The sequence below is a fragment of the Alicyclobacillus acidocaldarius subsp. acidocaldarius Tc-4-1 genome, from assembly GCF_000219875.1.
Lineage (GTDB): Bacteria > Bacillota > Bacilli > Alicyclobacillales > Alicyclobacillaceae > Alicyclobacillus > Alicyclobacillus acidocaldarius_A.
In genome coordinates, this window is the sequence record NC_017167.1 from 235682 (window position 1) to 258924 (window position 23243).

The window sequence follows — 23243 nt, forward strand, 5'->3', positions numbered from 1 at the left end:
GTAGGGAGACGAATGGGACGGAGACGGCGCGCTGAGCCTCAAGTTCAGCATGCAAAAACGGACCGGTCTCCACCTAGAGGACCTCGAACGCCGAGGGTTGCACGGAAGCCAGTCCATGGAGGGGTAGGCGCATTGAGCACGGTGCACATTGTCGGATTGGGCCCTGGAGATCCGGACAGCATCCCGATTGGATCGTACGAGATCATGCGGCGCGGCTGGCCCGTCGTGCTTCGCACGCGCGAGCATCCCGCGGTAAAGCGGCTCGACGAAGCGGGCGTCACCTACCAGACGTGCGATGATCTCTACAAGACGTGCGACACGTTTGACGCCGTCTACGATGCGATTGTCGCGCGCCTGCTCCACCTCGCCGAAGGCCATCCGCATGTCGTCTACGCGGTTCCGGGCCACCCTCTCGTGGCCGAGCGCGCGGTCCAAATCCTGTTGGCGCAGCCTCACCCGGGTGTGGAGGTGGAGGTAGGCCCAGGTCAGAGTTTTCTCGATCTCGCCGCGGCGAGGCTCGGGATCGATCCGGTGGAGGGGCTCCTGTTGCTCGACGGCCTTGCGCTTCGACATGACCAACTCAACCCGCGCCTGCACACCTTCATCGCCCAGGTGTATGATCGCGCCGTGGCGAGCGAGGTGAAACTCACCTTGATGGAGCTCTACCCGGACGAGTACGAGGTCGTGGTGGTGCGCGCGGCCGGCGTTCGCGGAGAAGAACGGATGGAGCGCGTGCCACTGTACGAGATCGACCGTCTTGCGTGGATCGACCACCTCACGACCCTGTATGTGCCACCAGCCAAGGACGCGGCCGTGTTGTACCGGGATCTGCACGAGGCCCCGCGCATTGTCGAGGTCCTGCGCGGGCCAAACGGCTGCCCGTGGGATCGGAAGCAGACGCACGCGTCGCTGCGCAAGTACGTCGTCGAGGAGGCGTACGAGGTGGCGGAGGCCATCGACGAGGGCGATGCTGATCACCTCGCGGAGGAGTTGGGAGATCTCCTGCTGCAGATTCTCCTCCACGCGCGCATCGCGGAGGAAGCGGGCGAGTTCACGCTCCGCGACGTGTTCGCGGGGCTGGCGGCGAAGCTGGTCCGCCGCCACCCGCACGTGTTTGGGGACGAGGTGGCGAAGACGGCGGACGACGTCCGCGGCATTTGGGAGCAGGTAAAACAGGATGAGCGTAGAAATGAAGAGCGTGAAGAGAGCGCCTTGTCAGGCGTGAAGCTCGCCGGGCCAGCGCTCGCCGTGGCGCAGGCGGTCCAGAAGGCGGCGGCCAAAGTCGGGTTCGACTGGTCGGACGAGGCCGACGTATGGCAGAAGGTCAAAGAGGAAATGAATGAACTTGACATCGAGCGACGTCGGGAGCCGCGGGATGCCGCCAAGCTCACTGCGGAAGCCGGGGATGTGCTGTTTGCCGTCGTCAACCTCTGCCGGTTTCTCGATCTCGACGCCGAGACTGTCCTGGCCCAGGCGACGCGCCGATTTGTCCGCCGATTCCGGTACGTGGAGGAACGGCTGCGCTCCAATGGGGAAGCATGGGAAACCGCGTCGCCAGAAGCCCTTGACGCGTACTGGAACGAGGCAAAAATCGCATTTTCACAGTCGAACTAGCAGGATTCCCGGCGAGAAGAACGAATAACATTCCCGACATTCCCACGAAAGGGGTATCGCACGCGTGAACAAGATGGAACTCATCAACCGTGTCGCGGAAGAGACGGGATTGAAGAAGAAGGACGCCGAGGCCGCTGTGAACAAAGTGTTCGAGGTCATCGAGAAGGCCCTCGCCAACGGCGAGAAGGTGCAGATCATCGGCTTCGGCACGTTTGAGACGCGTTCTCGCGCTGCGCGCTCGGGCCGCAACCCGCAGACGGGCGAGGTCATCGAGATCCCGGCTTCCACGGTGCCTGCGTTCAAACCGGGCAACAAGCTCAAGGAAGTCACGCGCTGAACCTTGCGACTCGATAAGTTTCTCAAGGTGTCCCGCTTGATCAAACGGCGCACCCTGGCCAAGAAAATCTGCGATGCCGGGCGCGTGTTGGTGAACGGCCGCCCCGGCAAAGCGGCGACGGATGTGGCCGTGGGGGACGAGATTGTCATCCAATACGGCAACAAGACCGTGACGGTCGTCGTCCGGCGCCTCGCGGAGAATCCGCGGCGGGACGAGGCGGCTTCTCTTTACGACATGGTCCGCGTGGAACCGCGCGCGGGCGACGTCGACGAAGCGTTTGTCGACGATGAAGAGGAAACTCCATAAGCCCGGTTCGGGACCGGCCCGTGAAGGCCGGTCTTTTGCTATGGGCGAGGGCGCGGCTTGCACTTGTTCGGGCCGGCGTTCGGCGCCCAGACGGGGTTGTGCGCTCCCTCGGTCTACATGTCCACCCTCGGTCATACACTCGGAGCGACAGGGTGGTTGGAGGTGTCGGCATGGATCCGGCCGAGGGACACGATGTGCACATCTTCGGCAGGCGGGAGATCGAGGTGACCGGGGTCGAGCGCCTCGAGCGGTTCGATGCGGAGGCCTTCGTCATCGCGACGCGCGCGGGCGAGCTAAGCGTCCAGGGGAAATCGCTCGCCATTAAGGCGTTCGATCGGCAGACGGGGATCATTCGCATTGAGGGCGAGATTGGCGCGCTCCTTTACGGAGATCATCGCCGAGCGCCGCGGTGGGGGCGGCTTCGGCCATGAACGCGGGGCAGAACGTGGCCTATGTGCTGTGGATGCTCGCTTCGGGAGCGGCCATGGGCGCGGTGTTCGACTGGTACAACACCATCTCGGGCGGTTTCCGCTGGCTGCGGCGCCTGCGGCCGGTGTGCGATCTCGCCTTTTGGCTGTCGGCGGCCGTGGGCGTGTATCTGCTCACGTTTCGGACCATTGGCGGCGAATTTCGCATCTGGACGCTCGTGCTGCTCGTGGTGGGCTACGGCCTGTATCGCCTGACCCTCAGGCGGCGCGTCGTCCGCGGGGCGTTCGCCGTTGTGGCCGTCATCCGCTTCATCGTGCGAATGGTGCGCCGCACGTTGGAGATCTTCGTGGTCTGGCCACTCCGGATGGCGGCTCGGCTGGTGGTGGCCGTCGCGACGGTCTTGTACCGAGTGGGGCTGATGGTGGAGAACGCTGCGTGCCGCATCGTCGCCATCGCCTTCGCCGTCGTCACGTTCCCGGTTCGCCGCTACGTTCGCCGAGACGCCGGATGGCGAAAAAACTAGCCGCCTGGCAAGAGGATTTCTGGCAGCGCGCGTCGAATTGGTTGATCCAAAGCCGCGGATCGGCTCGCTGACGCGCCTTTGCCGGTATGTCGGCGTGCCAGGCGGTAAATCTCACAGAGGAGCGTTTCGCCATGCGAGCAGTCGAGTCGCGCCCGTTGCCAAGCGTCAGGCGAGAGCCTCAACGGCAGCGACGGAACTTCCCCGTGCGCATCCGTTACGTGGCTGCGCTGGCCATTTGCGCGTGGGCGTTCTTTTACTTCTGGCATGCGGAACGTCCCCAATTGCGCCAGCTCGCGGCGGAGAACGCCAAACTGGAGAAGCAGCTGACCTCGCTCCAGGCCGAGCAGCGCTCATTGCAGACGGAGAAGCAACAATTGAACAATCCGGCGTACATTGAAAAGTACGCGACGGAGCATCAGAACCTCGTGATGCCCAACACAGTGCCGTTCGATTTGCAGTCGCCGTCCAAGTCCCACTGACGTCGCGGACGTACGTGAGTCGAAAGGGCGCAAGGCGGATATCCTACGGATGAGCGGAGGTGGCCGCCGGGGCTTCACGCCGTTTGTCAGGCAAGCCGTTCATCGGATTCTTTTGGTCCAATCGGACAGGGAGGAACAAGCAACTTTATGGCCATTGAGGTCGGGAGCAAAGTGACGGGCAAAGTGACGGGAATCACGCGATTTGGCGCGTTTGTCACGTTGCCCGAAGGCGAGACGGGTTTGGTGCACATCTCCGAGATCTCGGACGACTATGTCCGCGACGTCAACGATTACCTGAAGGTCAACGACGAGGTCACCGTCAAGGTGCTGAGCGTCAGCGGAGATGGGAAAATCGCCCTGTCCATTCGCCAGGCCAACGAATTGTCTGGCCGCGCGCATCGCGGAGGATCGCGAGGGGGTCAGCGCCAGGACCGGCGCCAGGGATTCGAACAGATCATGAATCGATTTCTCAAAGACAGCGAAGAGCGCCTTGCGCAGCTCCGGCGGAGCGAGGCCAAGCGCGGCGGCCGCGGCGGTCGTCGCGGCTGACGTCGAGCCGCGGTGGCACCTGCTTTCAGCGCGGCGCACTTCGCGAGAAAATCGTGAAAAAAGCACCGGGTTCTGCGAAGGGCCCGGTGTTTTCGCGTCATAAAATGTGTCGCTTTCCCTCACATTCCTGCCGCGCGCCAAGCGCCTGAGAGGAGAAGTTTCGTGCAGGCCGATACCTACTACCTCGAATACGAGCTTCACGACGGCACGCGCGTCTTTCTCGCCTTCGACAACGAGAACGATCGCGACGGCTGCCACATCTCGCTCGATATGTACAAGGCCCAGCTCGGCCCCATCACGCAGGAGGTGCTGGACCGCATTCTGGGCAAATTCCATGGGCGGATCGCCGGGTTCCCGGGCTAAGGTGCGCTTCGGATCTGGCGCCGCGCCTAGGCGCACGGGGCGCGGCGGAAGGCCAGCTCAACCGTTTGGACGGCCCGCTCACGGCTCCGCTTTCGCGTCCGATTTCCGATATCGGTAATACGCTTCATTCAGCATCACGATGGCCTTGCGATCGCGATTGAGGAACGCTCTCCTGAGTTGACTCCGAAGCCATTCCGGCATTCCACATCACCTCGCTCGTCGCCAGTTGTTTGTAGTGTACGCGGCGGGGACAGAAATGGCGCCCAGCAATCTCGCGCTTTGAAGGCTCGCCTTCGGCTCGAAGCGCGCGAGGGCGACCGACCTCACGCCGCGCCTGGCACCGCCCTATACCAGAAGATCCAACCGGCTTCGCACCTGTTCGACAACCACGCCCGCCTTCGACAGCAGTTCCATCGCGTACGGGTCCGGCCGATACTCGAACTCGTAAAATACGCGCCGGATCCCGGCCTGAATGAGGCTCTTTGTGCACGTCAGGCAGGGCGTGTGCGTGACATACAGATCCGCGCCTTCCGCCGCGATGCCAAAGCGCGCGCACTGCAGCAACGCGTTCTGCTCCGCGTGAATCGCCCGCACGCAGTGGCCGTCCACCACTTTGCAGCCCACGTCCACGCAGTGCTCGTCCCCGTGGATGCTGCCGTTGTATCCGCTGGCGATGATCCGCTTGTCACGCACCAACACGCACCCCACCTGCAGCCTCGTGCAGGTGGATCTCGCCGCCATCACCCGCGCCTGCGACGCAAAGAAGCTGTGCCAGTCCATCCGCTCTCGCTTCATCTCCATGTCGATCACGCCCTCCCCGTGCCGAACGATGTCCAGAATTCTCGAAAATTTTCCCGCTGCCGCAGACGCCGTTTGACAAAATCTGCAGTTTTACCTGCCCTATAATGGCCATACACATGGATGAAAGGGGACGGATGTATGGTCGGAAAGCGAACACGGAGCGGGCCGAAACCTCATCTTGCTGAGCCGAATCGGGCGGCGCGCTCCAAACCTGCTTCTCGCTGGACCCTTCGGGCGTGGCGCCGCGCCCTGCTCATCGGCGCGCTCGCGTTCCTCCTCGGCCGCGCCTCCATCGATCACGCCGTGGCGCCGTTTGCCCTCGCCTATTACGCAGTCGTGATGGCGCTGGCGGGCGAGCGCCGCGCGTGGCCCGCATACGCCGGCATCCTCGGCGCGTTCACCGCGGGCGTGGACAGAGGACTGGAACTCGCCGCAGCCATCGTGCTGTACAAACTCGTGCACCGGATTATCTTCCGCCGCAAGACGGCGGACATCATCTGGGCGCCTATTCTCGCCGGCGCCGTGGGCTTCGCCGTTCACCTCGCCACGTTCGGGACAAGCCTCACGTTCGCCGAGGCGCTGCTCGCCTTCAGCCAGGGCGCCCTGGTCACCATCTTAGCGCTCATCTTCCTGCAGTGCATTCACCTCTTCCTCGGGCAGGAGCTCACGCGCACGCTGCGCTACGAGCAGGTGATGAGCGTCGTCATCCTCATCGCCTCCGTCATCATGGGCTTCGACGGGCTCGCCATCCACGGCGTTCCGCTCGCGCTCTTGGCCATCGACTGGATGGTGCTCGTGCTCTCCGCTACCGGGATTGGACCCGCCGTGGCCGGCGCCGTCGCCATCAGCATGCTGTCGCTCTTGAGCCACCAGGCGTCGCTCATGGAGGTGGGGGTGCTCGGCTTCATCGCGCTCATCTGCGGCCTGATGCGCGACGCCAACCGGTTTGCCGTGGCCGCCACGTTCGTGGCCGGCGTCGGCGTGCTCACGCTCGCCTACGCGCACGCCTATGCGCCCCTCCTCGTGCAGATGTCCGCCGCCGGCGCCGCGTCGGTGCTGTACCTCCTGACGCCCCGGAGTCTCTTTGCCGAGCTTCGCTCCTTCGTGCCCGGGACGCCTGAACATTCCGCCGACGAGCGCACGCGCGCTGAGCGGGTGCACGCGCTCATGACCGAGAAAATCCACGAGGTCAGCCAGATCTTCGAGGAGCTCGCCGACACCTTCTCCGACGTCAGCGGCAACGACTACCTCTTGATGCGCGATCTCGTCACGCAGACCATCCAGAAGACCCGCGACAGCGTCTGCTCGCTCTGCCCGCGCCAGACCCTCTGCTGGGGGCGCGAGATGATCCAGACCTACAACGCCATGAAGCACACGCTCGCGCAGATTGAGTCCGCGAACGGCCGCCGCGCCGCGCCCACGCCGGAACTCAGGGATCGCTGCATTCGCCTCGATCCCATGATGAGCACGCTGCGCTACAACCTCGATCTCACGCACCGGGACTACAAGTGGCTGAAAAAGATGATGGAAGAGCGAAAGCTCGTGGCGCATCAGCTGGCGGGGGTGGCGGATGTCGTCCGGGCCATCGCGAAGGAACTCGAGATGGAGCAGAAGACACTCCTGTCGGATCGCGAGAAGATTGTGAGCGCGCTTGAGGAACTCGGGCTCTACGTGGATGACGTCCGCATCGTAAGCCTCGAGCCGGGCCGCGTGGAAATTGAGGTGGTGCAGCCGTCCGAGAGCGCGCACGAGACGTCCGCGCGCATGATTGCGCCCCTTCTGTCGGGCATCCTCGGCGAGCACATCACGGTCGCCAAGCTCACCGTGCCGCCGCACGGCGGGCCCTGCACGGCGACCTTCGCCTCGGCGCGCCAGTATCAGGTGCATGCCGCGGCCATGGCCATCGCGAAGGACGGCCGCCCCGTCTCGGGCGACACGCATACCGCGGTCGATCTCGGCAACGGCCGCTACGCCCTCGCCATTTCCGACGGCATGGGCAATGGCGAGCGCGCGAAGCAGGAGTCGAAGTCGGCCATCGACCTCCTGAAGCGGCTCATGAAGGCCGGATTCGACGAAAAGCTCGCCGTGCGGACCATCAACTCCGCGCTCGTGCTCAGATCGCGCGAGGAAATGTTCACCACCCTGGACATGGCCGTGATCGACCTGTTCCACGCCAAGTGCGAGTTTCTGAAGGTTGGCTCTGCGCCGAGCTACATCAAGCGAGGGCAGGAGGTCATCAAGGTCATCGGGAATAGCGTGCCCATCGGCATCCTCGAGGAGATTGAGGTGCAGACCATCGAAGTCCAGCTCCTGCCGGGCGACGTGCTCATCCTCGTCTCGGACGGCATCTACGACGCGGCACCGGAAGGCGCGGAGGCGGACGACTGGGTGCAGGCGGCGCTCGCCCAGATCCGCTCGACAGATCCGCAGACCCTCGTGGACGAGCTCGTGGAGATGGCCGTCGAGGCTTCGCACGGCAAGGTGCGCGACGACATGACCGCGGTGGCGGCCGTGATCGAGAGGTATCAGGAGCAGTGGGCGGCCATCCGGCTGCCGAACGTGCCGAGTCTCCGGTCCGCCGAGCGCAAGCGCCGCATGGCTTGAGCGCAGCCTGCAACGGACTCTATCAAGCTTTTGGGAATGAAACGGTTCCACCTCGGCGATACTGGCGACTAGCAAGTTTCGCGGAGGTGGATTGTTTTGTCCAGGGAAGCGACCATCCGGCAGATCCTCGTCATCACCGACGGCTGTTCCAACATCGGGCCCGATCCCGTCGAAGCCGCGCGCAGGGCGCACCGGCACGGCATCGTCGTCAACGTCATCGGCATCGTGGGGCGCGGCGACGCGGGCGAGCAGGGCTATCAAGAGGCGCACTCCATCGCGGACGCGGGCGGGGGCATGTGCCGCATCGTGCAGCCTGCAGACATCTCGGCGACGGCGCAGATGATGACGCACCAGACCATGCAGATGACGCTTCAGCAGGTGGTTAACCAGGAGCTCCTCGCCGTCATGGGCAAGTCGGCGGAGGATTTGCCGCCCGCCGATCGCGCCCGCGTCATGCAGGTGGTGGAAAGGCTCGAGGACGAGGTGGCGCTGCATCTCGTCGTCTGCCTCGACACGAGCGCGAGCATGCGCGACAAAATCCCGACCGTGCGCGAGGCGGTGCGCGATCTCGCCTTGTCGCTCAAAGTGCGATCCGGCCCCCTGGCGGTGAGCGTCATCGCGTTCCCGGGCAAGGGCGAGGAGGCGACGCGGCTCGTGCAGCCCTTCTCCTCCGAGGTGAACGTCGCGGCGCTCGAGGCGGAGCTCGTGGCACGGGGCGGCACGCCGACCGGCCCGGCCATCGATCACGCCGCCGATCTTCTCCTCTCCTACGCGCGCAACGTCGACGAGGACGCGCCGCGGCGTGAGTTCGGATGACCCATTCCCGCCCGCTCGCGCCCGGCACGTGGGTGGAGGGCAAGTGGACGAACCGGCGCTGGCGGATCCGCGGCGTGCTCGGCACGGGCGCGAACGGGGTGGTCTACGCGGTGGAGCGGGACGACGGCCTTCAAGGCGCTATGAAAGTGTGCGAGACAGCGGGCCAGGTGGCGTTTGAGTGGTCGCTCTTGAACCTCGTGCGAGGGCCGGGATCGCCGTTTCCCGCGCCGCAGCAGATCGACGACTCCAATCGCGCCGGCGCCCGCTTCTTTTACGTCATGGAGCGCATTTCCGGCAAGCCGCTCGACAAGGTCTGGCCGGCGCTTGCGCCCGCCATGCGCAAGCAAGTCATGATCCGCATCGTCGAAGGGCTCGCCAAGCTGCACGCCACCGGCCACGCGTTCTGCGACGTCAAGCCGCAGAACGTGCTTGTCCAGGAGGCCAGTGGTGAGGTGCGCTTCGTCGATCCCGGCGGCGTGACGCCGTTTGGCAAAGCCGTCCGCCAGTTCACGCCGACAACCGACGGCGCCTTCTTCGGGCTATGCGACAGGCGCGCGAGCGCGGCGTACGACGTCATCGCCTTGGCGCTCATGGCCGTATCGCTCGAGGTGCCGTCGCCCGCGAACTTGTACCATCTGCCGCCGGAGAAGCGGAGGGAATGGCTCCTGCGCGCGGTGGCGGATCAGGTGGACGGCGCGTGGCGACCCGTGTGGCATCGCGTGCTGCGCCGGGAGATTCGGGACGCCGAGGCGCTTCGCGCCGCCGTCGCGGAGGTGCGCGTGAAGGAGAAAGTGAAACAAGGGGGCGGGCACGACTGGACGGCCGCGTTCATGTGGGCGAGCATCGCGTGCGCCGTGCTCACCACGGCCTGCGCCTGGGCACTCTATCTCCGGATTTTCTGACCCCTTGCACGGCTTCGACCGGCGGCTTCGCTTTGCTACAATGAAGGCAGACAGGGCACGCCCGCGCGCCGGACGAGGCGATCCGGGCGGCCGACATCGGAAACGGCGGGAACATCCTTTGGGACGAGCGCGCCATCTTCTCACGCACGTGATTTCCTTCTTCCAACAGCATCGGCTCGAGACCGCCCACGCGGTGTTAGGCGTATCCGGCGGCGTGGACTCGATGGTGCTCCTGCATCTGTGTCAGCGCGCCGCAGAGGAGGCGCCGCGCGCCCTGGGCGGTTTTTCCGTGGTCCACGTGCACCACGGTCTGCGCGAAGCGGCGGATGCCGACGCCGCCTTCGTCGAGCGATATTGCCGAGATCGCGGCATTGCGTGCGAAATTGTCCGCGTGACGGTCGAGGATGCGCGCGGAGAAGGGGTGGAGGCGGCGGCTCGGCGCGCGCGGTATGAGGCGCTCGCCGAACGCGCGCGGGCGAAAGGCGGTGTCATCCTCGTGGCGCATCACGCGCAGGACGAGCTGGAGACGTTCGTCATGCGCCTGTTGCGGGGCGCGGGCCCGGGGGGGCTTGGCGCCATGCGCACGGAGGCGGAGATGAACGGCGTGCGGGTGCTGAGGCCGCTCCTCGCGGTGGAGAAGCGCGAGATTGAGCGGTACGCGGCTCTGCATGGGGTGCCGCACGTGGAGGATGAGACGAACGAAGACCCCCGGTTTTTTCGCAACCGCGTCCGTCAGGTGGTGATCCCGGCGCTGCGCGCCGTCGAACCGCGCGCGGAAGAGAAGGTTCTGCAGGCGCTCGAGCTCTTGTGGGCGGAGGACGCGTTCATGCGCGAGATGGCGCGCGAGGCTGTGCGACGCGTTGCGGCGCGCGGCGCCGACGGCCGAATCGCCTTTTCTGCCAGCCGCCTTGGCGAACTTCACGTTTCTTTACAACGCAGGGTGATTCACATACTATTGAATTGTTTCTCCGCGCGCGAGTGGACGTTGGCTCACGTCGAGGCGGTTCGCCGCCTGGCCCTCTCGGGGCCCCCGTCGGGCGAAGTCCATCTCGCGGTGGATGTGCGGTGCGTCAGATCCTACGATAACCTGTACATAGGTCACCTGCCCATCGCTCGTCCCGCGGTGGAGGCCAAGGTAGCGTGGGAACTCCTTGCGGCGGCGGAGGTCCGCCTCGGGGAAGGCGAGGCGTGCTGGCGGTTTCGGCGGCTGCGCGTGGCGCATCCGGCGTCCGCCCGCATGCCGTCGCCCTGGTGGCTCCTGTTGCCTGCCGACGTGTCCCGCGCCGAAATCGTCACCGGGGTGCCGACGAGGGAGCGGGTGCCGCTCTTCGGCGGGCACGGAACCAAGAAACTGCAGGACGTCTTCACGGACGCCAAGCTGCCGCGGGAGTGGCGTGCGCGCTGGCCGCTCCTTCGGGTGGACGGCGACATCGTCTGGATCCCCGGCATTATGCGATCCGGCGCGCACCTTTGGCGCGGCGGACCCGCGTTTGTCATTCGGGCGCGACCGCCTGCGGCGTGCCTGCGCGCGCTTGGCGAGCGGTAGAGGCAGTGGGTAAACATTTCACAGCGGACATGGGGAGGCACTCATGCATCCTGATCTGGAGCGTATCCTGTTCGATGAGGAAACTTTGCAGGCCAAAGTGGCCGAGATGGGAGCGACGCTGAGCCGAGACTACGCAGACAAAACGCCTCTTCTCATCTGCATCCTCAAGGGCGCGGCGCTGTTCATGGGCGATCTCGTCAAGCGGATCGACGTTCCGGTCGAGATCGACTTCATGGCGATTTCAAGCTACGGCCAGTCGACCAAGTCGTCCGGTGCGGTCCGCATTTTGTACGATCTCGAGCGCCCGGTCGAGGGGCGCGACGTCATCATTGTGGAGGACATCGTGGACACGGGCCTCACGCTCGCGTACCTGCGCGACACGATGATTCGGCGCCAGGCGGCGAGCGTAAAGATTGTCTCCCTGTTCGACAAACCGAGCGGGCGAAAGGTCGACATCCAGCCGGACTACTTCGGCTTCACGGTGCCGGACGCGTTCATCGTCGGCTACGGCCTCGACTACGCGGAGCGGTACCGCAACCTGCCATACGTGGGCATCCTCAAGTCTGACATCTATGCGACAGGTTGACGCGCGTCTCCCTGGCGGGCGTCTTTCTTGCTAGGAACGCCTATCCCGGTATGGTACAATAGTCGCGCCGTAACCGAGAGGAGGTAAGGCATGAACCGTTTTTACCGGAGCGTTGTCCTGTACGTGCTGATCCTGTTCGTGCTGATCGGCGTACTGAGATACCTCACCGGCCCTGAGCAGGTTCGCGGGCCGATTCCATATAGCCAGTTCATTCAATATGTCGAGCACAACCAGGTCACGGGCACGCTGCAGGTCACGCCCGACGGCCTCACCGCGACCATCGACGGGACCCTCAAAAACGGGGAAAAGTTTGAGACTCGGGCTCTGTACGACAACAACCTCGAGCCCTTCTTGCAGAGCCACAACCTGTCGTTCAACGTCATTCCGCAGCCCCGCGGAAGCGTATGGCTCTCGCTCCTCGAGCAGGTGGTTCCGTTTGCCTTCCTCTTCATCTTAATGTTCATCCTGTTCAACCAGGCCCAGGGCGGCGGCAACCGGGTCATGAACTTCGGCAAGAGCCGGGCCCGGATGTACACGGAAGACAAGCGAAAGGTCACGTTCGCGGACGTCGCAGGGGCGGATGAGGAGAAGGCAGAGCTTGAGGAGATTGTCGAATTTCTGAAAGATCCGAAGCGCTTCACCGCGCTCGGCGCGCGCATCCCGAAGGGCGTGCTGCTGGTAGGCCCACCCGGCACCGGTAAGACGCTCCTCGCGCGCGCGGTGGCGGGCGAAGCCGGCGTGCCGTTCTTCAGCATCAGCGGTTCGGACTTCGTCGAGATGTTCGTCGGCGTGGGTGCTTCGCGCGTGCGCGATTTGTTCGATCAGGCGAAGAAAAACTCGCCCTGCATCATCTTTATCGACGAGATCGACGCCGTGGGGCGGCACCGCGGCGCGGGGCTCGGCGGCGGACACGACGAGCGCGAGCAGACGCTGAACCAGCTGCTCGTGGAGATGGACGGCTTCTCTTCGAACGAGGGCATTGTCATCATCGCCGCCACCAACCGCCCCGACATCCTGGATCCCGCACTGTTGCGCCCGGGCCGGTTTGACCGGCAGATTGTCGTCAATCGACCGGACGTGAAAGGGCGCGAGGAGATCCTGCGCGTGCACGCGCGGAACAAGCCGCTCGCGCCCGATGTGAACCTCGAGATCATCGCGAAGCGGACGCCGGGCTTCACCGGCGCAGATCTCGAGAACGTGTTGAACGAGGCGGCGCTGCTTGCGGCCCGCAAGAAGCAGAAGGAAATCACCAACGCGGATATCGACGAGGCTATCGATCGCGTCATGGCGGGGCCGGAGAAGCGCAGCCGCGTGATGAGCGAGAAGGAGCGCAGGCTCGTCGCTTATCACGAGGCGGGCCACGCGGTGGTGGGCTACTTCATCCAGCCGGATCGCACGGTGCACAAGGTCACCATCGTCCCGCGCGGCATGGCCGGCGGCTACACGCTGAGCCTGCCGAACGAGGACCGGTACTTTATCACGAAGCAGCAGATGCTCGATGAAATCTGCATGACGCTCGGCGGGCGCGTCGCGGAGGAGATTGTCTTCGGCGAGATCTCGACCGGCGCGTCGAACGACCTCGAGCGGGTCACGAACATCGCCCGGCAGATGATCACGGAGTACGGCATGAGCGACAGGCTCGGCCCGCTGCAGTACGGCAGCCGCGCGGGAGGGGCCATCTTCCTGGGGCGAGATCTCCAGGGCGAGCCGAACTACAGCGATCAGGTGGCGTACGAGATCGACCAGGAGATGCGGGAAATTGTCGAGACGTGCCACGAGCGCACGCGGCGCATCCTGACGGAGAAGCGCATGGCGCTCGATGCGCTGGCGGAGCGCCTCCTGGAGAAGGAGACGCTCGACGGCGAGGAAGTGAAGGAGATCCTCGAGCGGTATCGGTGAACAGGGGCCTAAGGCGAAAATGGAGAGCGGGATGCGCCAGCGGTGTGGCGGCATCCCGCTATTCTTTTTGAGGCAGCTCTACGCGTCAACATGGCGCGGAGCTTGACGGCCGACAAAGAGCACGTTGCGGTCGGTCGGGCAGGTGGCCTGCCAGTCGGTCCGCATGCCGCCGCCTTGCACTCAACTTTTCACGTTGAGCGGGGGATAATACGGGGAAGGATCTGCATTATGGAGTAGTTCAGCGTGTACATCCCCGGTCCGACAATTTCCTCGCCGCGAACGCCGTCTTTCTCCAGTACGGCCGCTACCTGGATGAGCTCATTGAAGTACCCACTGGGTTGTTTGAACTCCGCATACACGTTGCAGGTAGCGTGCGGCGGAATCACGACGCCGGCGCTTGTGAGCGGTCTCGCATCCTTTGGATAGCCACCTGGAACGTCCTTGCTGTTCATTACATAACCAACCCTTGAGAATTGAAACCCTCCGGCTGTTTCTAGACCCATGAAGCGCACCGGGACGTCCGAATGATTTGCAAATCGAAAGCCAAAATCGTGCGGCCCCGTCAGATAGTCGGGCTGTCCTGCTTCTCCGCCAGATAAGTAGGGGAGCGCGAGCCAATCGACGGGGTGCTTGACGACGCGGGTATACGCTTTACCGAGAACAAAGGACCGGTTTCCCGTCGCAAGACGAACGGTGACGCCGATTGGATCGCCTCGATAGGTGCCGGCAACGCGTGCGCTCCAGAGGAGTGCATATTGGAATACGACTTGACTCTCGCTCGTCTGGATGTGTACTGGTGTCTGGATGTGTACTGGTGCGACGGGGTGGAGCGCATTTGCGTGCAGATCTGCACCTTGCAGCGGAAGCCGTTCTTTTCGGTAAGGGTTTGTGATATTCGCCTGAATCGTGATGGTCTGGCTGGGGCCTGTGACCACAGAATACAGCCACTTGTTGAAGATGGTCCATCGATCCGTCGGGCCGCTCGGGTGCCCGCAACCCGTGGCCAGCCCTGTTACCAAAGCGACAAGTGAGGTGAAGGTGACGAGTCTGGATGACCGTGTCATGCGTTCGTCACATCCCGATGCCAGTGATGTGCCACTCATATGTTGGGGTTGAGTCAAGTGGAGTCACCGCGCCATGGACGACCGTCGAAGTGAATGCGCAAGTGACGGACATACCAGCCAGTGCAATTTGAGCAGTACGACTAAGGCGGAGAAAGCGCTGACTTTTCATGAGAATGTCCTCCCCGTATGAAATGGTTTAGACCCAGTTCTCCATGAACGCACGCGCCAAGCTCAGGGATTGAGTCGCTGGGGTATCCCCAGAGACGATGACCTTAAGCGTAGAGTCCGGGGCAGTTCTGGTTCCTCCTGTGGATTGGTTCTCACGGCCCGAAAATTCGTTCGACTGGTCACCCACTTGACGTTTCACCGCAGGTCTTGAAATGGATGTACATATCGCTTATACCCGAGACGCACAATTCGAACATGAGTCTTCAGGCCCATGTCGTGCTAGCATTCCGATAGCACTTCCCTGGTCCGGCCGTCCCCTTCTGGCGCTGCGCCGCGGTGAAATGTGTGAGCGGGCAGCAGGATCTGGACCACTTCGCCTTGAATGAAGATAGGGTGTTCGGCTCAACAGGGTTAGGACATGCGGAGGGATGCGCCCCGTGAGGTGGGTGGCCACACAGTACGTCAAACCGAATTCCATTTTGGCACAACGCGTGCCGGACAAGCGGGGCCGCACCCTGCTGGCGAGAGGCGTGGTCTTGACCGACAACTTGATTCGCCGACTCATAGAACTCGGTGTGCGGGCGGTCTGCATTGAGGACAAGGCCACGGAGGACATTGTGGTCCGGGAAGTGGTGAGGGAAGACACCAAAATCCGCCTGTTCGGCATGACATACGACACGCTTCATGAACTCGCGGTCACCCAATTTGCGCCGCACGTGCGGGCGTTTCAGATTCGGAAGATGTTCACGCCGGTGGTGGAGGACGTGATCGACGAGCTACGGTCCACGGGGGCGGCGGCGGATCAGCTGAGCACCGTGTACGTGCAGGACGGGGAACTCTTCCACCACTCGGTCAATGTGATGTTTTACGCGGTGACGCTCGGGCTGAAGCTCGGCCTGAACCGACACGACCTTGTCGATCTCGGCATTGGTACCCTCTTGCACGACGTCGGCAAGCTGCGACTGGATCGGAAGATTCTGCAGAAGCCGGGGCGACTCACAGACGAGGAGTTTCGCATCATTCAGCAGCACGCGCGCATCGGGTACGATATCCTGATGAGGCAGGGCGATATCTCGGTGAGATCGGCCGTGATCGCCCTTCAGCATCACGAGCGGCTGGACGGAAGCGGCTACCCGGACCGCTTGGTGGGCAGGGACATTCACCTGTTCAGTCAGGTGGCGATGGTGGCCGACGTCTACGAGGCGCTCACGGCCAACCGCGTCTATCGCCGGGCCTTCCTGCCGCACGATGCCCTTGCCATCCTGGAGAACGACACGGCGCAGGGCAAACTGCCAAAGCGCGTCATGGAGGCGTTTCTCGCCACGGTGTCCGTGTATCCGCTCGGCATGTCGGTGCGGCTGTCGGACGGGACGCTGGGCGTCGTAGTGGTACCGTCGGCCCACAACCGGCAGTACCCGGTGGTGCGCGTCATCGAGGATGCGGAGGGCCGCCCGGTGGAACCGTATGAGATCGATCTCGCCACTGCGCGCGACGTGCACATTGCGACCTGTGAGGCGTGAGACAAGGCGGCGGGACTGCGAGCCCGTCGCGCAGGGGGAATGGAGATGACGAAAGACCGCGTGATCCGCGCCATCGCGCGGGAGGGACGCGTGCGCGTCCTCGCCTGCCACACCACCGAGCTCGTGCGCGAGCTTGCGAGGCGCCACCACACTTGGCCGGTGGTCACGGCGGCGCTTGGGCGCACCGCCTCCATCGCCGCGATGATGGCGATGCTGCTCAAAAATCACGAGTCCATGACGGTCAAGATTGAAGGGGACGGGCCGATTGGATACCTGGTGGTGGAGGCGCTGCCCTCAGGCGACGTGCGCGGCTATCCGGGCAACCCGCACGTGCACCTGCCCCCGAACAGCCAGGGCAAGCTGGACGTGGGCGGCGCCATCGGGCGGGGGCACCTGTACGTGGTGCGGGATACGGGATTGAGATCGTACTACACGTCGTCGAGCGAGCTCGTCTCGGGGGAGATTGCAGACGATTTCACCTATTATTTTGCCACGTCCGAACAGACGCCGTCCGCGGTAGGCGCGGGCGTGCTCGTCGGCACGGACAACGTGCCCATCGTGGCGGGCGGATTCCTGATTCAGCTCATGCCCGGGCACACGGAGGAGGACGCCGCGTACGTGGAAGAGCGCCTGGCCGAGGTTCCGAGCGTCACGGGCTTTTTGGAGAAGTACCCGGCGGCGGATGCGCTTTTGTTCAAGCTCTTCCCGGACGCGCATATCCTAGCCATGCAGGACGTGCGCTTCCGCTGCAAGTGCAGCTATCCTCGCCTGCGCGACGTGTTGCTGAGCCTCGGTGCCAAGGAGCTCCGAGCTATCCGCGATGAGCAGGGCCAGGCCGAACTCACGTGCCATTTCTGCGGCAACGTGTACACGTTCGGGCGAGAGGAGCTGGACGAGATGATTGCCGAGATCGAGCAGCAGGGGGTGGGCGCGCCGTGACGGTGGTCATGGGGATTCTGAACGTGACGCCGGACTCGTTCTCGGACGGAGGCCGGTATCTGGATCCGGAGGCGGCCGTGGCTCGGGCGCTCGAGATGGAGGAGGAAGGCGCAGGCATCATCGACATCGGCGCGGAAAGCACGCGGCCCGGACACACGCCGCTCTCGCCGGACGAGGAGTGGCGCCGCCTGGAACCGGTGCTCGAGCGGCTCGCGGGGCGGCTCAAGGTGCCCATCTCCATCGACACGTACCACGCCGAGACCGCGCGCAGGGCCGCACAGTACGGAATCGCCATCGTGAACGACGTGTCCATGCTGCAGGATCCGGACATGCCCGCCGTCGTGCGCTATCACGGCCTGCGCTACGTGCTCATGCACACGCGCCGCGAGGTGCTGCCCGGGCTCCCCGTGGCCGCCATGGTGGAAGAACTCCGCCGCCCACTCGCGCGGCTCCTCGAGGAAGGCGTGCCCGCGCGAGACATCCTCGTCGATCCCGGCATCGGCTTCGGCAAGACGCGCGAGCAGGATCTCGCCTGCCTCGCCGAGATCGGCCGCTTTCAGGCGCTCGGCCATCCGGTGCTCGTCGGCGCGAGCCGCAAGCGGGTCATCGGCCACGTGCTCGGCGGCGTGCCGGTGGGCGAGCGGCTCGCCGGATCGCTCGCCGTGGTGGCGCACGCGTGCATGGCGGGCGTGGACATCGTGCGCGTCCACGACGTGCGCGATTCGGTGCGCGTGGTGCGGATGATGGAGGCGATTTTGGCGCATGGCGGATCGTTCGCTTCATGACGCGTACATCGGGGCCGGATCGAACGTCGGCAGGCGCATCGTTCATCTCGGCTTCGGCATCGAGAGGCTCAAGGGGCTTGGCGAGATCGCGGGCGTGTCCCAGGTGTACGAGACCGCGCCCGTGGGCTACCTGGATCAGGGCGATTTCCTAAATCTAGCCGTCCACCTGCGCACGCGGCTTTCGCCTCACGAGCTTTTGCGCGCGCTGCTCGCCATCGAGGCGAGGGCCGGGCGCACGCGCGAGATTCGCTTCGGCCCGCGCACGCTCGATCTCGACCTGCTCCTGTACGACGATCTTGTGCTCGATACGCCGGAACTCACGCTGCCGCACCCGCGCATGTGGGAGCGGGCGTTTGTCATGGTGCCGCTCGCGGATCTGAACCCGCACCGTCTCGCCCCGAGCGGCGAGACGTGGGCCGATCTCGCGGCGCGCCTTCGCCAGAAAGACGAGGTGCATGAGGTTGGACGCTTTTGGTAGGCGGCTGCGCGCCTTTCGCAAGCTGAAGCAGATGACCCAGGCCGATCTCGCCCGTGGCCTCGGCGTGAGCCTCGCGACCATTGGGGGCATCGAGCGAGGCACGCGGCAGCCGACGGAACATCTCGTACGCGCCATCGCGAGCGCCCTCTCCGTCGGCGTGGATGAGTTATGCGGCCGGGACTGGCCCGCGAAGGGTGAGGATGCCGAAGCGTGGGATGCGGCGGGTGATTCAGGTGCGGATCATGAGCCTGCGGTCCATGCGAGCGCCTTTCACGAAGGTACCTAGCGAAAAGGACCCGCATGGTCTGCGCGTGTCGCAGGATCAGGGCGCGATGGTACGTTGACAATGTGTGGGGCCGTCTCTATAATGGCGCATAGATCCGCGAGTGACGATTTCGTTTTCCGGACAATGGTATCCTGAATGGCTCACAGCGCGCGTGCTGCCAGGGATGGCATGCACGCTTCTCGCTATTCCGGGAGCCTTGAAGCATCGACTGGGAGCAAAGGAGAGACAGCCATGGCAGATAAAGAAGTGTTGCTGACGCCCGAGGGCCTGCGCAAGCTCGAGGAGGAGCTGGAACTCCTGAAGAGCGTCAAGCGGCGCGAGGTCGCGGAGCGCATCAAGGTTGCCATCAGCTACGGAGATATTAGTGAGAATTCTGAGTATGAAGACGCCAAGAACGAGCAGGCGTTTATCGAAGGCCGCATCATGACCCTCGAGAAGCAGCTGCGTAACGCGCGGGTCATCAACGAGGACGAGGTCGACACCAACGTCGTCAGCATCGGATCGACGGTCAAGGTGTTGGATCTGGACCTGGACGAGGAAGTGGAATACACCATCGTGGGATCTGCGGAGGCCAACCCCGCCGAGAATAAGATCTCGAACGAGTCGCCCGTGGGCAAGGCGCTGCTCGGCAAGCAGATTGGCTCGATTGTCGAAGTGAACGTTCCCGCAGGCGTCATCAAGTTTAAAATCCTTGAGATCAAGCGGTAAGCGTATTCCGCGGCAGCGCGCCCGACTTTTGGCATCCGGTTGTGCGGACGAGGCTCTGTGCCTCGTCCCTTTGCATGTCTGGCGGAGGTCGGGCGAGATCGCCCACTGTCCGCGCACTGGCGGGGGTGGAGGCGTTCGTGAGCCTTCGGTTTGCAACTTGCGCCGTTTTGTCCAATGATGATACAAGAAGCGCCGGGTCATCATTCCGGTCAACTTTCCTGAGGAGCGTGTCGGTTTGGAAGAGCAAGAGCTGATTCAACATCGCCTGGAGAAGATGAAAGCCCTGCGCCAGCGCGGCATCGATCCGTTCGGCGGCCGCTACGATGTGACGCATCACGCGGCCGACATCCATCGTTTCGGCGAGGGCAAGAGCCAAGAAGAACTGGAGCGCGAGAACCTTCGCGTGCGCATCGCCGGTCGCATGGTGGCCCGCCGCGGCCACGGCAAGGCCACCTTCGCCGTGCTGAACGACGTCACCGGCAACATCCAGATCTACGCCAAGTACGACGTCCTCGGCCCCGAGGCGTACGACGTCTTCCAGCACCTCGTCGATCTCGGCGACATCCTCGGCGTCGAGGGCACCGTCTTCCGCACCAATCGCGGCGAGATCACCGTGCTCGCGGAGCAGGTGACGTTTCTCACCAAGTCCCTTCGCCCCCTGCCCGAGAAGTGGCACGGGCTCAAGGACGTCGAGACCCGCTACCGCCAGCGGTATCTCGATCTCATCGTCAATCCGGATGTGCGCCAGATTTTCATCGCCCGATCCCGCATCATCCAGGAGATCCGCCGCTTCCTGGACGGCCAGGGATTCCTCGAGGTCGAGACGCCGACACTCCACACCGTGGCGAGCGGGGCCCACGCGCGCCCGTTCATCACGCACCACAACGCGCTCGACATGGACCTGTACCTGCGCATCGCCATCGAGCTGCACCTCAAGCGGCTCATCGTCGGCGGCCTCGAGCGCGTGTACGAAATCGGCCGCGTCTACCGGAACGAGGGCGTCTCGACGCGCCACAACCCCGAGTTCACCATGCTCGAGCTGTACCAGGCGTACGCCGACTTCCACGACATCATGGATCTCACCGAGAACATGGTGCGCCACGCGGCCAAGGCCGTGATCGGCAAGCTCCACGTTCCGTATGGCGATCACGTCGTGGACCTCGAGTCGCCCTTCAAGCGCGCGCACATCGCCGATCTCGTGCTGGAGCACACGGGCGTCGACTTCCGCCGCGTCACCTCGGACGAGGAGGCCCGGCGCCTGGCTGCGGAGCACGGGGTGAAGATTGAGCCGCACATGACCTACGGGCACATCCTGAACGAGTTCTTCGAGCAGCGCGTCGAGGACAAGCTCATTCAGCCGACGTTCGTCTACGGCCACCCGGTCGAGATCTCGCCGCTCGCCAAGAAGAACGCGGACGATCCGCGCTTCACCGACCGGTTCGAGCTGTTCATCGTCGGCCGCGAGCACGCGAACGCCTTCAGCGAGCTGAACGATCCCATCGATCAGCGCGAGCGCTTCCTGGCCCAGCTCCGCGAGAAGGAGGCGGGCAACGAGGAGGCGCAGGAGCTCGACGAGGACTTCCTCACGGCGCTCGAGCACGGCATGCCGCCCACAGGCGGGCTCGGCGTGGGCATTGACCGGCTGGTGATGTTGCTCACGGGCCAGCCGTCCATCCGCGACGTCCTGCTCTTCCCGCTCATGCGCGACCGGCAGGACGACTGAGCGCCGTGGGTGCGAGGCGCGGGCCGGGGCCGTCTGGCCCGGCCCTTCGCCCGCCGTGCATTTCATGGTCTAAAAATTTCCTTGCCCGATCCCGCTTGACACAGAGGGGGAGAGGGTGATAGTATCATTTTCGCCGCCCGCGAGGCGGCACGAAAAAACCGCGCGGCAGCGCGGGGATCGCTCCTTGAAAACTAAACACACGAGACCACCGAGCCCGCAAGTCTTTGCGATAGAGGTCAGGATAGAACGCTTGGATTGAGAGTTTGATCCTGGCTCAGGACGAACGCTGGCGGCGTGCCTAATACATGCAAGTCGAGCGGACCTCTTTTGAGGTCAGCGGCGGACGGGTGAGGAACACGTGGGTAATCTGCCTTTCAGACCGGAATAACGCCCGGAAACGGGCGCTAATGCCGGATACGCCCGCGAGGAGGCATCTTCTTGCGGGGAAAGGCCCGGATGGGCCGCTGAGAGAGGAGCCCCGCGGCGCATTAGCTAGTTGGCGGGGTAACGGCCCACCAAGGCGACGATGCGTAGCCGACCTGAGAGGGTGACCGGCCACACTGGGACTGAGACACGGCCCAGACTCCTACGGGAGGCAGCAGTAGGGAATCTTCCGCAATGGGCGCAAGCCTGACGGAGCAACGCCGCGTGAGCGAAGAAGGCCTTCGGGTTGTAAAGCTCTGTTGCTCGGGGAGAGCGGCATGGGGAGTGGAAAGCCCCATGCGAGACGGTACCGAGTGAGGAAGCCCCGGCTAACTACGTGCCAGCAGCCGCGGTAAAACGTAGGGGGCGAGCGTTGTCCGGAATCACTGGGCGTAAAAGGGTGCGTAGGCGGTCGAGCAAGTCTGGAGTGAAAGTCCATGGCTCAACCATGGGATGGCTCTGGAAACTGCTTGACTTGAGTGCTGGAGAGGCAAGGGGAATTCCACGTGTAGCGGTGAAATGCGTAGAGATGTGGAGGAATACCAGTGGCGAAGGCGCCTTGCTGGACAGTGACTGACGCTGAGGCACGAAAGCGTGGGGAGCAAACAGGATTAGATACCCTGGTAGTCCACGCCGTAAACGATGAGTGCTAGGTGTTGGGGGGGACACACCCCAGTGCCGAAGGAAACCCAATAAGCACTCCGCCTGGGGAGTACGGTCGCAAGACTGAAACTCAAAGGAATTGACGGGGGGCCCGCACAAGCAGTGGAGCATGTGGTTTAATTCGAAGCAACGCGAAGAACCTTACCAGGGCTTGACATCCCTCTGACGGGTGCAGAGATGCACCTTCCCTTCGGGGGCAGAGGAGACAGGTGGTGCATGGTTGTCGTCAGCTCGTGTCGTGAGATGTTGGGTTCAGTCCCGCAACGAGCGCAACCCTTGACCTGTGTTACCAGCGCGTTGAGGCGGGGACTCACAGGTGACTGCCGGCGCAAGTCGGAGGAAGGCGGGGATGACGTCAAATCATCATGCCCCTGATGTCCTGGGCTACACACGTGCTACAATGGGCGGTACAAAGGGAGGCGAAGCCGCGAGGCGGAGCGAAACCCAAAAGCCGCTCGTAGTTCGGATTGCAGGCTGCAACTCGCCTGCATGAAGCCGGAATTGCTAGTAATCGCGGATCAGCATGCCGCGGTGAATACGTTCCCGGGCCTTGTACACACCGCCCGTCACACCACGAGAGTCGGCAACACCCGAAGTCGGTGAGGTAACCCCCGAAAGGGGAGCCAGCCGCCGAAGGTGGGGTCGATGATTGGGGTGAAGTCGTAACAAGGTAGCCGTACCGGAAGGTGCGGCTGGATCACCTCCTTTCTAGGGAGAAGGACGGGGCTTGCG

24 protein-coding genes and 1 rRNA gene are annotated in these 23243 nt (G+C 63.8%); 22 read left to right on the plus strand and 3 right to left on the minus strand.

Annotation, left to right across the window (positions count from 1 at the left end):
* Positions 1–132: 132 nt before the first annotated feature.
* From mazG to TC41_RS01140, 8 genes are all read left to right on the plus strand, one after another.
* On the plus strand, positions 133–1614 hold the full coding sequence (mazG, locus tag TC41_RS17180; protein ID WP_041695607.1) for a nucleoside triphosphate pyrophosphohydrolase: 1482 nt from the start codon (positions 133–135) through the stop codon (positions 1612–1614).
* A 64-nt stretch (positions 1615–1678) separates the two neighbouring features.
* Positions 1679–1951 (plus strand): HU family DNA-binding protein, encoded by a 273-nt coding sequence (locus TC41_RS01110; protein ID WP_014463137.1) that lies wholly within the window; start codon positions 1679–1681, stop codon positions 1949–1951.
* Positions 1952–1954: 3 nt separating this feature from the next.
* A complete protein-coding gene (locus tag TC41_RS01115) occupies positions 1955–2257 on the plus strand; it encodes an RNA-binding S4 domain-containing protein (protein WP_014463138.1) in 303 nt (100 codons plus the stop codon).
* A gap of 170 nt (positions 2258–2427) precedes the next feature.
* Complete coding sequence (locus tag TC41_RS01120; RefSeq protein ID WP_014463139.1) at positions 2428–2688, plus strand: YabP/YqfC family sporulation protein; 261 nt, start codon at positions 2428–2430, stop codon at positions 2686–2688.
* Positions 2685–3209, plus strand: coding sequence for a spore cortex biosynthesis protein YabQ (gene yabQ / locus TC41_RS01125; RefSeq protein ID WP_014463140.1), 525 nt, complete (start codon positions 2685–2687; stop codon positions 3207–3209). Before TC41_RS01120 ends, yabQ begins: the two co-directional genes overlap by 4 nt.
* Positions 3210–3340: 131 nt before the next feature.
* On the plus strand, positions 3341–3688 hold the full coding sequence (locus tag TC41_RS01130; RefSeq protein WP_041694856.1) for an FtsB family cell division protein: 348 nt from the start codon (positions 3341–3343) through the stop codon (positions 3686–3688).
* Between the two features lie 147 nt (positions 3689–3835).
* On the plus strand, positions 3836–4237 hold the full coding sequence (locus TC41_RS01135; RefSeq protein WP_014463142.1) for a S1 domain-containing RNA-binding protein: 402 nt from the start codon (positions 3836–3838) through the stop codon (positions 4235–4237).
* Positions 4238–4399: 162 nt separating this feature from the next.
* Positions 4400–4600: a hypothetical protein gene (locus tag TC41_RS01140; RefSeq protein ID WP_014463143.1), complete on the plus strand. Its 201-nt coding sequence runs from the start codon at positions 4400–4402 to the stop codon at positions 4598–4600.
* Positions 4601–4678: 78 nt separating this feature from the next.
* Here the strand turns inward: TC41_RS01140 and cmpA are convergent, their stop codons facing one another.
* Both cmpA and TC41_RS01145 read right to left on the minus strand, forming a co-directional pair.
* Positions 4679–4801 (minus strand): cortex morphogenetic protein CmpA, encoded by a 123-nt coding sequence (cmpA, locus tag TC41_RS16100; RefSeq protein ID WP_014463144.1) that lies wholly within the window; start codon positions 4799–4801, stop codon positions 4679–4681.
* A 144-nt stretch (positions 4802–4945) separates the two neighbouring features.
* Positions 4946–5401 carry a ComE operon protein 2 gene (locus TC41_RS01145; RefSeq protein WP_067850158.1) on the minus strand — a complete coding sequence of 152 codons (456 nt, stop codon included), beginning with the start codon at positions 5399–5401 and terminating at the stop codon, positions 4946–4948.
* A gap of 138 nt (positions 5402–5539) precedes the next feature.
* Between TC41_RS01145 and spoIIE the strand changes: the two genes are divergently transcribed.
* From spoIIE to ftsH, 6 genes are all read left to right on the plus strand, one after another.
* Entirely contained in the window at positions 5540–8005 is a 2466-nt protein-coding gene (gene spoIIE, locus TC41_RS01150; RefSeq protein ID WP_014463146.1) for a stage II sporulation protein E, read from the plus strand.
* Between the two features lie 96 nt (positions 8006–8101).
* Entirely contained in the window at positions 8102–8821 is a 720-nt protein-coding gene (locus TC41_RS01155) for a vWA domain-containing protein (RefSeq protein WP_014463147.1), read from the plus strand.
* The gene (locus TC41_RS01160) at positions 8818–9723 is read left to right on the plus strand and encodes a protein kinase domain-containing protein (RefSeq protein WP_014463148.1); all 906 of its coding nucleotides are present in this window, start codon (positions 8818–8820) and stop codon (positions 9721–9723) included. The genes TC41_RS01155 and TC41_RS01160 overlap by 4 nt, the downstream gene beginning before the upstream one ends.
* A 148-nt stretch (positions 9724–9871) precedes the next feature.
* Positions 9872–11269 carry a tRNA lysidine(34) synthetase TilS gene (tilS, locus tag TC41_RS01165; protein ID WP_237699993.1) on the plus strand — a complete coding sequence of 466 codons (1398 nt, stop codon included), beginning with the start codon at positions 9872–9874 and terminating at the stop codon, positions 11267–11269.
* A 43-nt stretch (positions 11270–11312) separates the two neighbouring features.
* The gene (gene hpt, locus TC41_RS01170) at positions 11313–11855 is read left to right on the plus strand and encodes a hypoxanthine phosphoribosyltransferase (protein WP_014463150.1); all 543 of its coding nucleotides are present in this window, start codon (positions 11313–11315) and stop codon (positions 11853–11855) included.
* 90 nt (positions 11856–11945) lie between these two features.
* Positions 11946–13754, plus strand: a complete 1809-nt coding sequence (ftsH, locus tag TC41_RS01175; RefSeq protein ID WP_014463151.1) for an ATP-dependent zinc metalloprotease FtsH — start codon at positions 11946–11948, stop codon at positions 13752–13754.
* A 188-nt stretch (positions 13755–13942) separates the two neighbouring features.
* Here ftsH and TC41_RS01180 read toward each other — a convergent pair whose 3' ends face one another.
* Positions 13943–14818, minus strand: coding sequence for a hypothetical protein (locus TC41_RS01180; protein ID WP_014463152.1), 876 nt, complete (start codon positions 14816–14818; stop codon positions 13943–13945).
* A 614-nt stretch (positions 14819–15432) separates the two neighbouring features.
* Here TC41_RS01180 and TC41_RS01185 point away from each other — a divergent pair.
* The 8 genes from TC41_RS01185 to TC41_RS01220 all read left to right on the plus strand — a co-directional run bounded on the left by TC41_RS01185 (position 15433) and on the right by TC41_RS01220 (position 23219).
* Positions 15433–16506 (plus strand): HD-GYP domain-containing protein, encoded by a 1074-nt coding sequence (locus TC41_RS01185; protein WP_237699994.1) that lies wholly within the window; start codon positions 15433–15435, stop codon positions 16504–16506.
* Between the two features lie 45 nt (positions 16507–16551).
* The gene (gene hslO, locus TC41_RS01190) at positions 16552–17445 is read left to right on the plus strand and encodes an Hsp33 family molecular chaperone HslO (protein ID WP_049784309.1); all 894 of its coding nucleotides are present in this window, start codon (positions 16552–16554) and stop codon (positions 17443–17445) included.
* Complete coding sequence (folP, locus tag TC41_RS01195; RefSeq protein WP_014463155.1) at positions 17442–18230, plus strand: dihydropteroate synthase; 789 nt, start codon at positions 17442–17444, stop codon at positions 18228–18230. The genes hslO and folP overlap by 4 nt, the downstream gene beginning before the upstream one ends.
* A complete protein-coding gene (folK, locus tag TC41_RS01200) occupies positions 18208–18708 on the plus strand; it encodes a 2-amino-4-hydroxy-6-hydroxymethyldihydropteridine diphosphokinase (RefSeq protein ID WP_014463156.1) in 501 nt (166 codons plus the stop codon). Before folP ends, folK begins: the two co-directional genes overlap by 23 nt.
* Positions 18686–18994, plus strand: a complete 309-nt coding sequence (locus TC41_RS16665) for a helix-turn-helix domain-containing protein (RefSeq protein ID WP_014463157.1) — start codon at positions 18686–18688, stop codon at positions 18992–18994. The genes folK and TC41_RS16665 overlap by 23 nt, the downstream gene beginning before the upstream one ends.
* 231 nt (positions 18995–19225) lie before the next feature.
* Positions 19226–19702: a transcription elongation factor GreA gene (gene greA, locus TC41_RS01210; protein ID WP_012809648.1), complete on the plus strand. Its 477-nt coding sequence runs from the start codon at positions 19226–19228 to the stop codon at positions 19700–19702.
* Between the two features lie 235 nt (positions 19703–19937).
* Positions 19938–21425: a lysine--tRNA ligase gene (lysS, locus tag TC41_RS01215; protein ID WP_014463159.1), complete on the plus strand. Its 1488-nt coding sequence runs from the start codon at positions 19938–19940 to the stop codon at positions 21423–21425.
* A 251-nt stretch (positions 21426–21676) separates the two neighbouring features.
* A 16S ribosomal RNA gene (locus tag TC41_RS01220) occupies positions 21677–23219 on the plus strand.
* Positions 23220–23243: the final 24 nt, after the last annotated feature.

Bases quoted from the DNA above. Each gene is read 5' to 3' on its own strand.
- TC41_RS01120 (WP_014463139.1), top strand. From the start codon at position 2,428: ATGGATCCGGCCGAGGGACACGATGTGCACATCTTCGGCAGGCGGGAG.
- yabQ (WP_014463140.1), top strand. From the start codon at position 2,685: ATGAACGCGGGGCAGAACGTGGCCTATGTGCTGTGGATGCTCGCTTCG.
- TC41_RS01130 (WP_041694856.1), top strand. From the start codon at position 3,341: ATGCGAGCAGTCGAGTCGCGCCCGTTGCCAAGCGTCAGGCGAGAGCCT.
- TC41_RS01135 (WP_014463142.1), top strand. From the start codon at position 3,836: ATGGCCATTGAGGTCGGGAGCAAAGTGACGGGCAAAGTGACGGGAATC.
- cmpA (WP_014463144.1), bottom strand. From the start codon at position 4,801: ATGCCGGAATGGCTTCGGAGTCAACTCAGGAGAGCGTTCCTCAATCGC.
- TC41_RS01145 (WP_067850158.1), bottom strand. From the start codon at position 5,401: ATGGAGATGAAGCGAGAGCGGATGGACTGGCACAGCTTCTTTGCGTCG.
- spoIIE (WP_014463146.1), top strand. From the start codon at position 5,540: ATGGTCGGAAAGCGAACACGGAGCGGGCCGAAACCTCATCTTGCTGAG.
- TC41_RS01160 (WP_014463148.1), top strand. From the start codon at position 8,818: ATGACCCATTCCCGCCCGCTCGCGCCCGGCACGTGGGTGGAGGGCAAG.
- hpt (WP_014463150.1), top strand. From the start codon at position 11,313: ATGCATCCTGATCTGGAGCGTATCCTGTTCGATGAGGAAACTTTGCAG.
- ftsH (WP_014463151.1), top strand. From the start codon at position 11,946: ATGAACCGTTTTTACCGGAGCGTTGTCCTGTACGTGCTGATCCTGTTC.
- TC41_RS01180 (WP_014463152.1), bottom strand. From the start codon at position 14,818: ATGACACGGTCATCCAGACTCGTCACCTTCACCTCACTTGTCGCTTTG.
- hslO (WP_049784309.1), top strand. From the start codon at position 16,552: ATGACGAAAGACCGCGTGATCCGCGCCATCGCGCGGGAGGGACGCGTG.
- folK (WP_014463156.1), top strand. From the start codon at position 18,208: ATGGCGGATCGTTCGCTTCATGACGCGTACATCGGGGCCGGATCGAAC.
- TC41_RS16665 (WP_014463157.1), top strand. From the start codon at position 18,686: ATGAGGTTGGACGCTTTTGGTAGGCGGCTGCGCGCCTTTCGCAAGCTG.
- greA (WP_012809648.1), top strand. From the start codon at position 19,226: ATGGCAGATAAAGAAGTGTTGCTGACGCCCGAGGGCCTGCGCAAGCTC.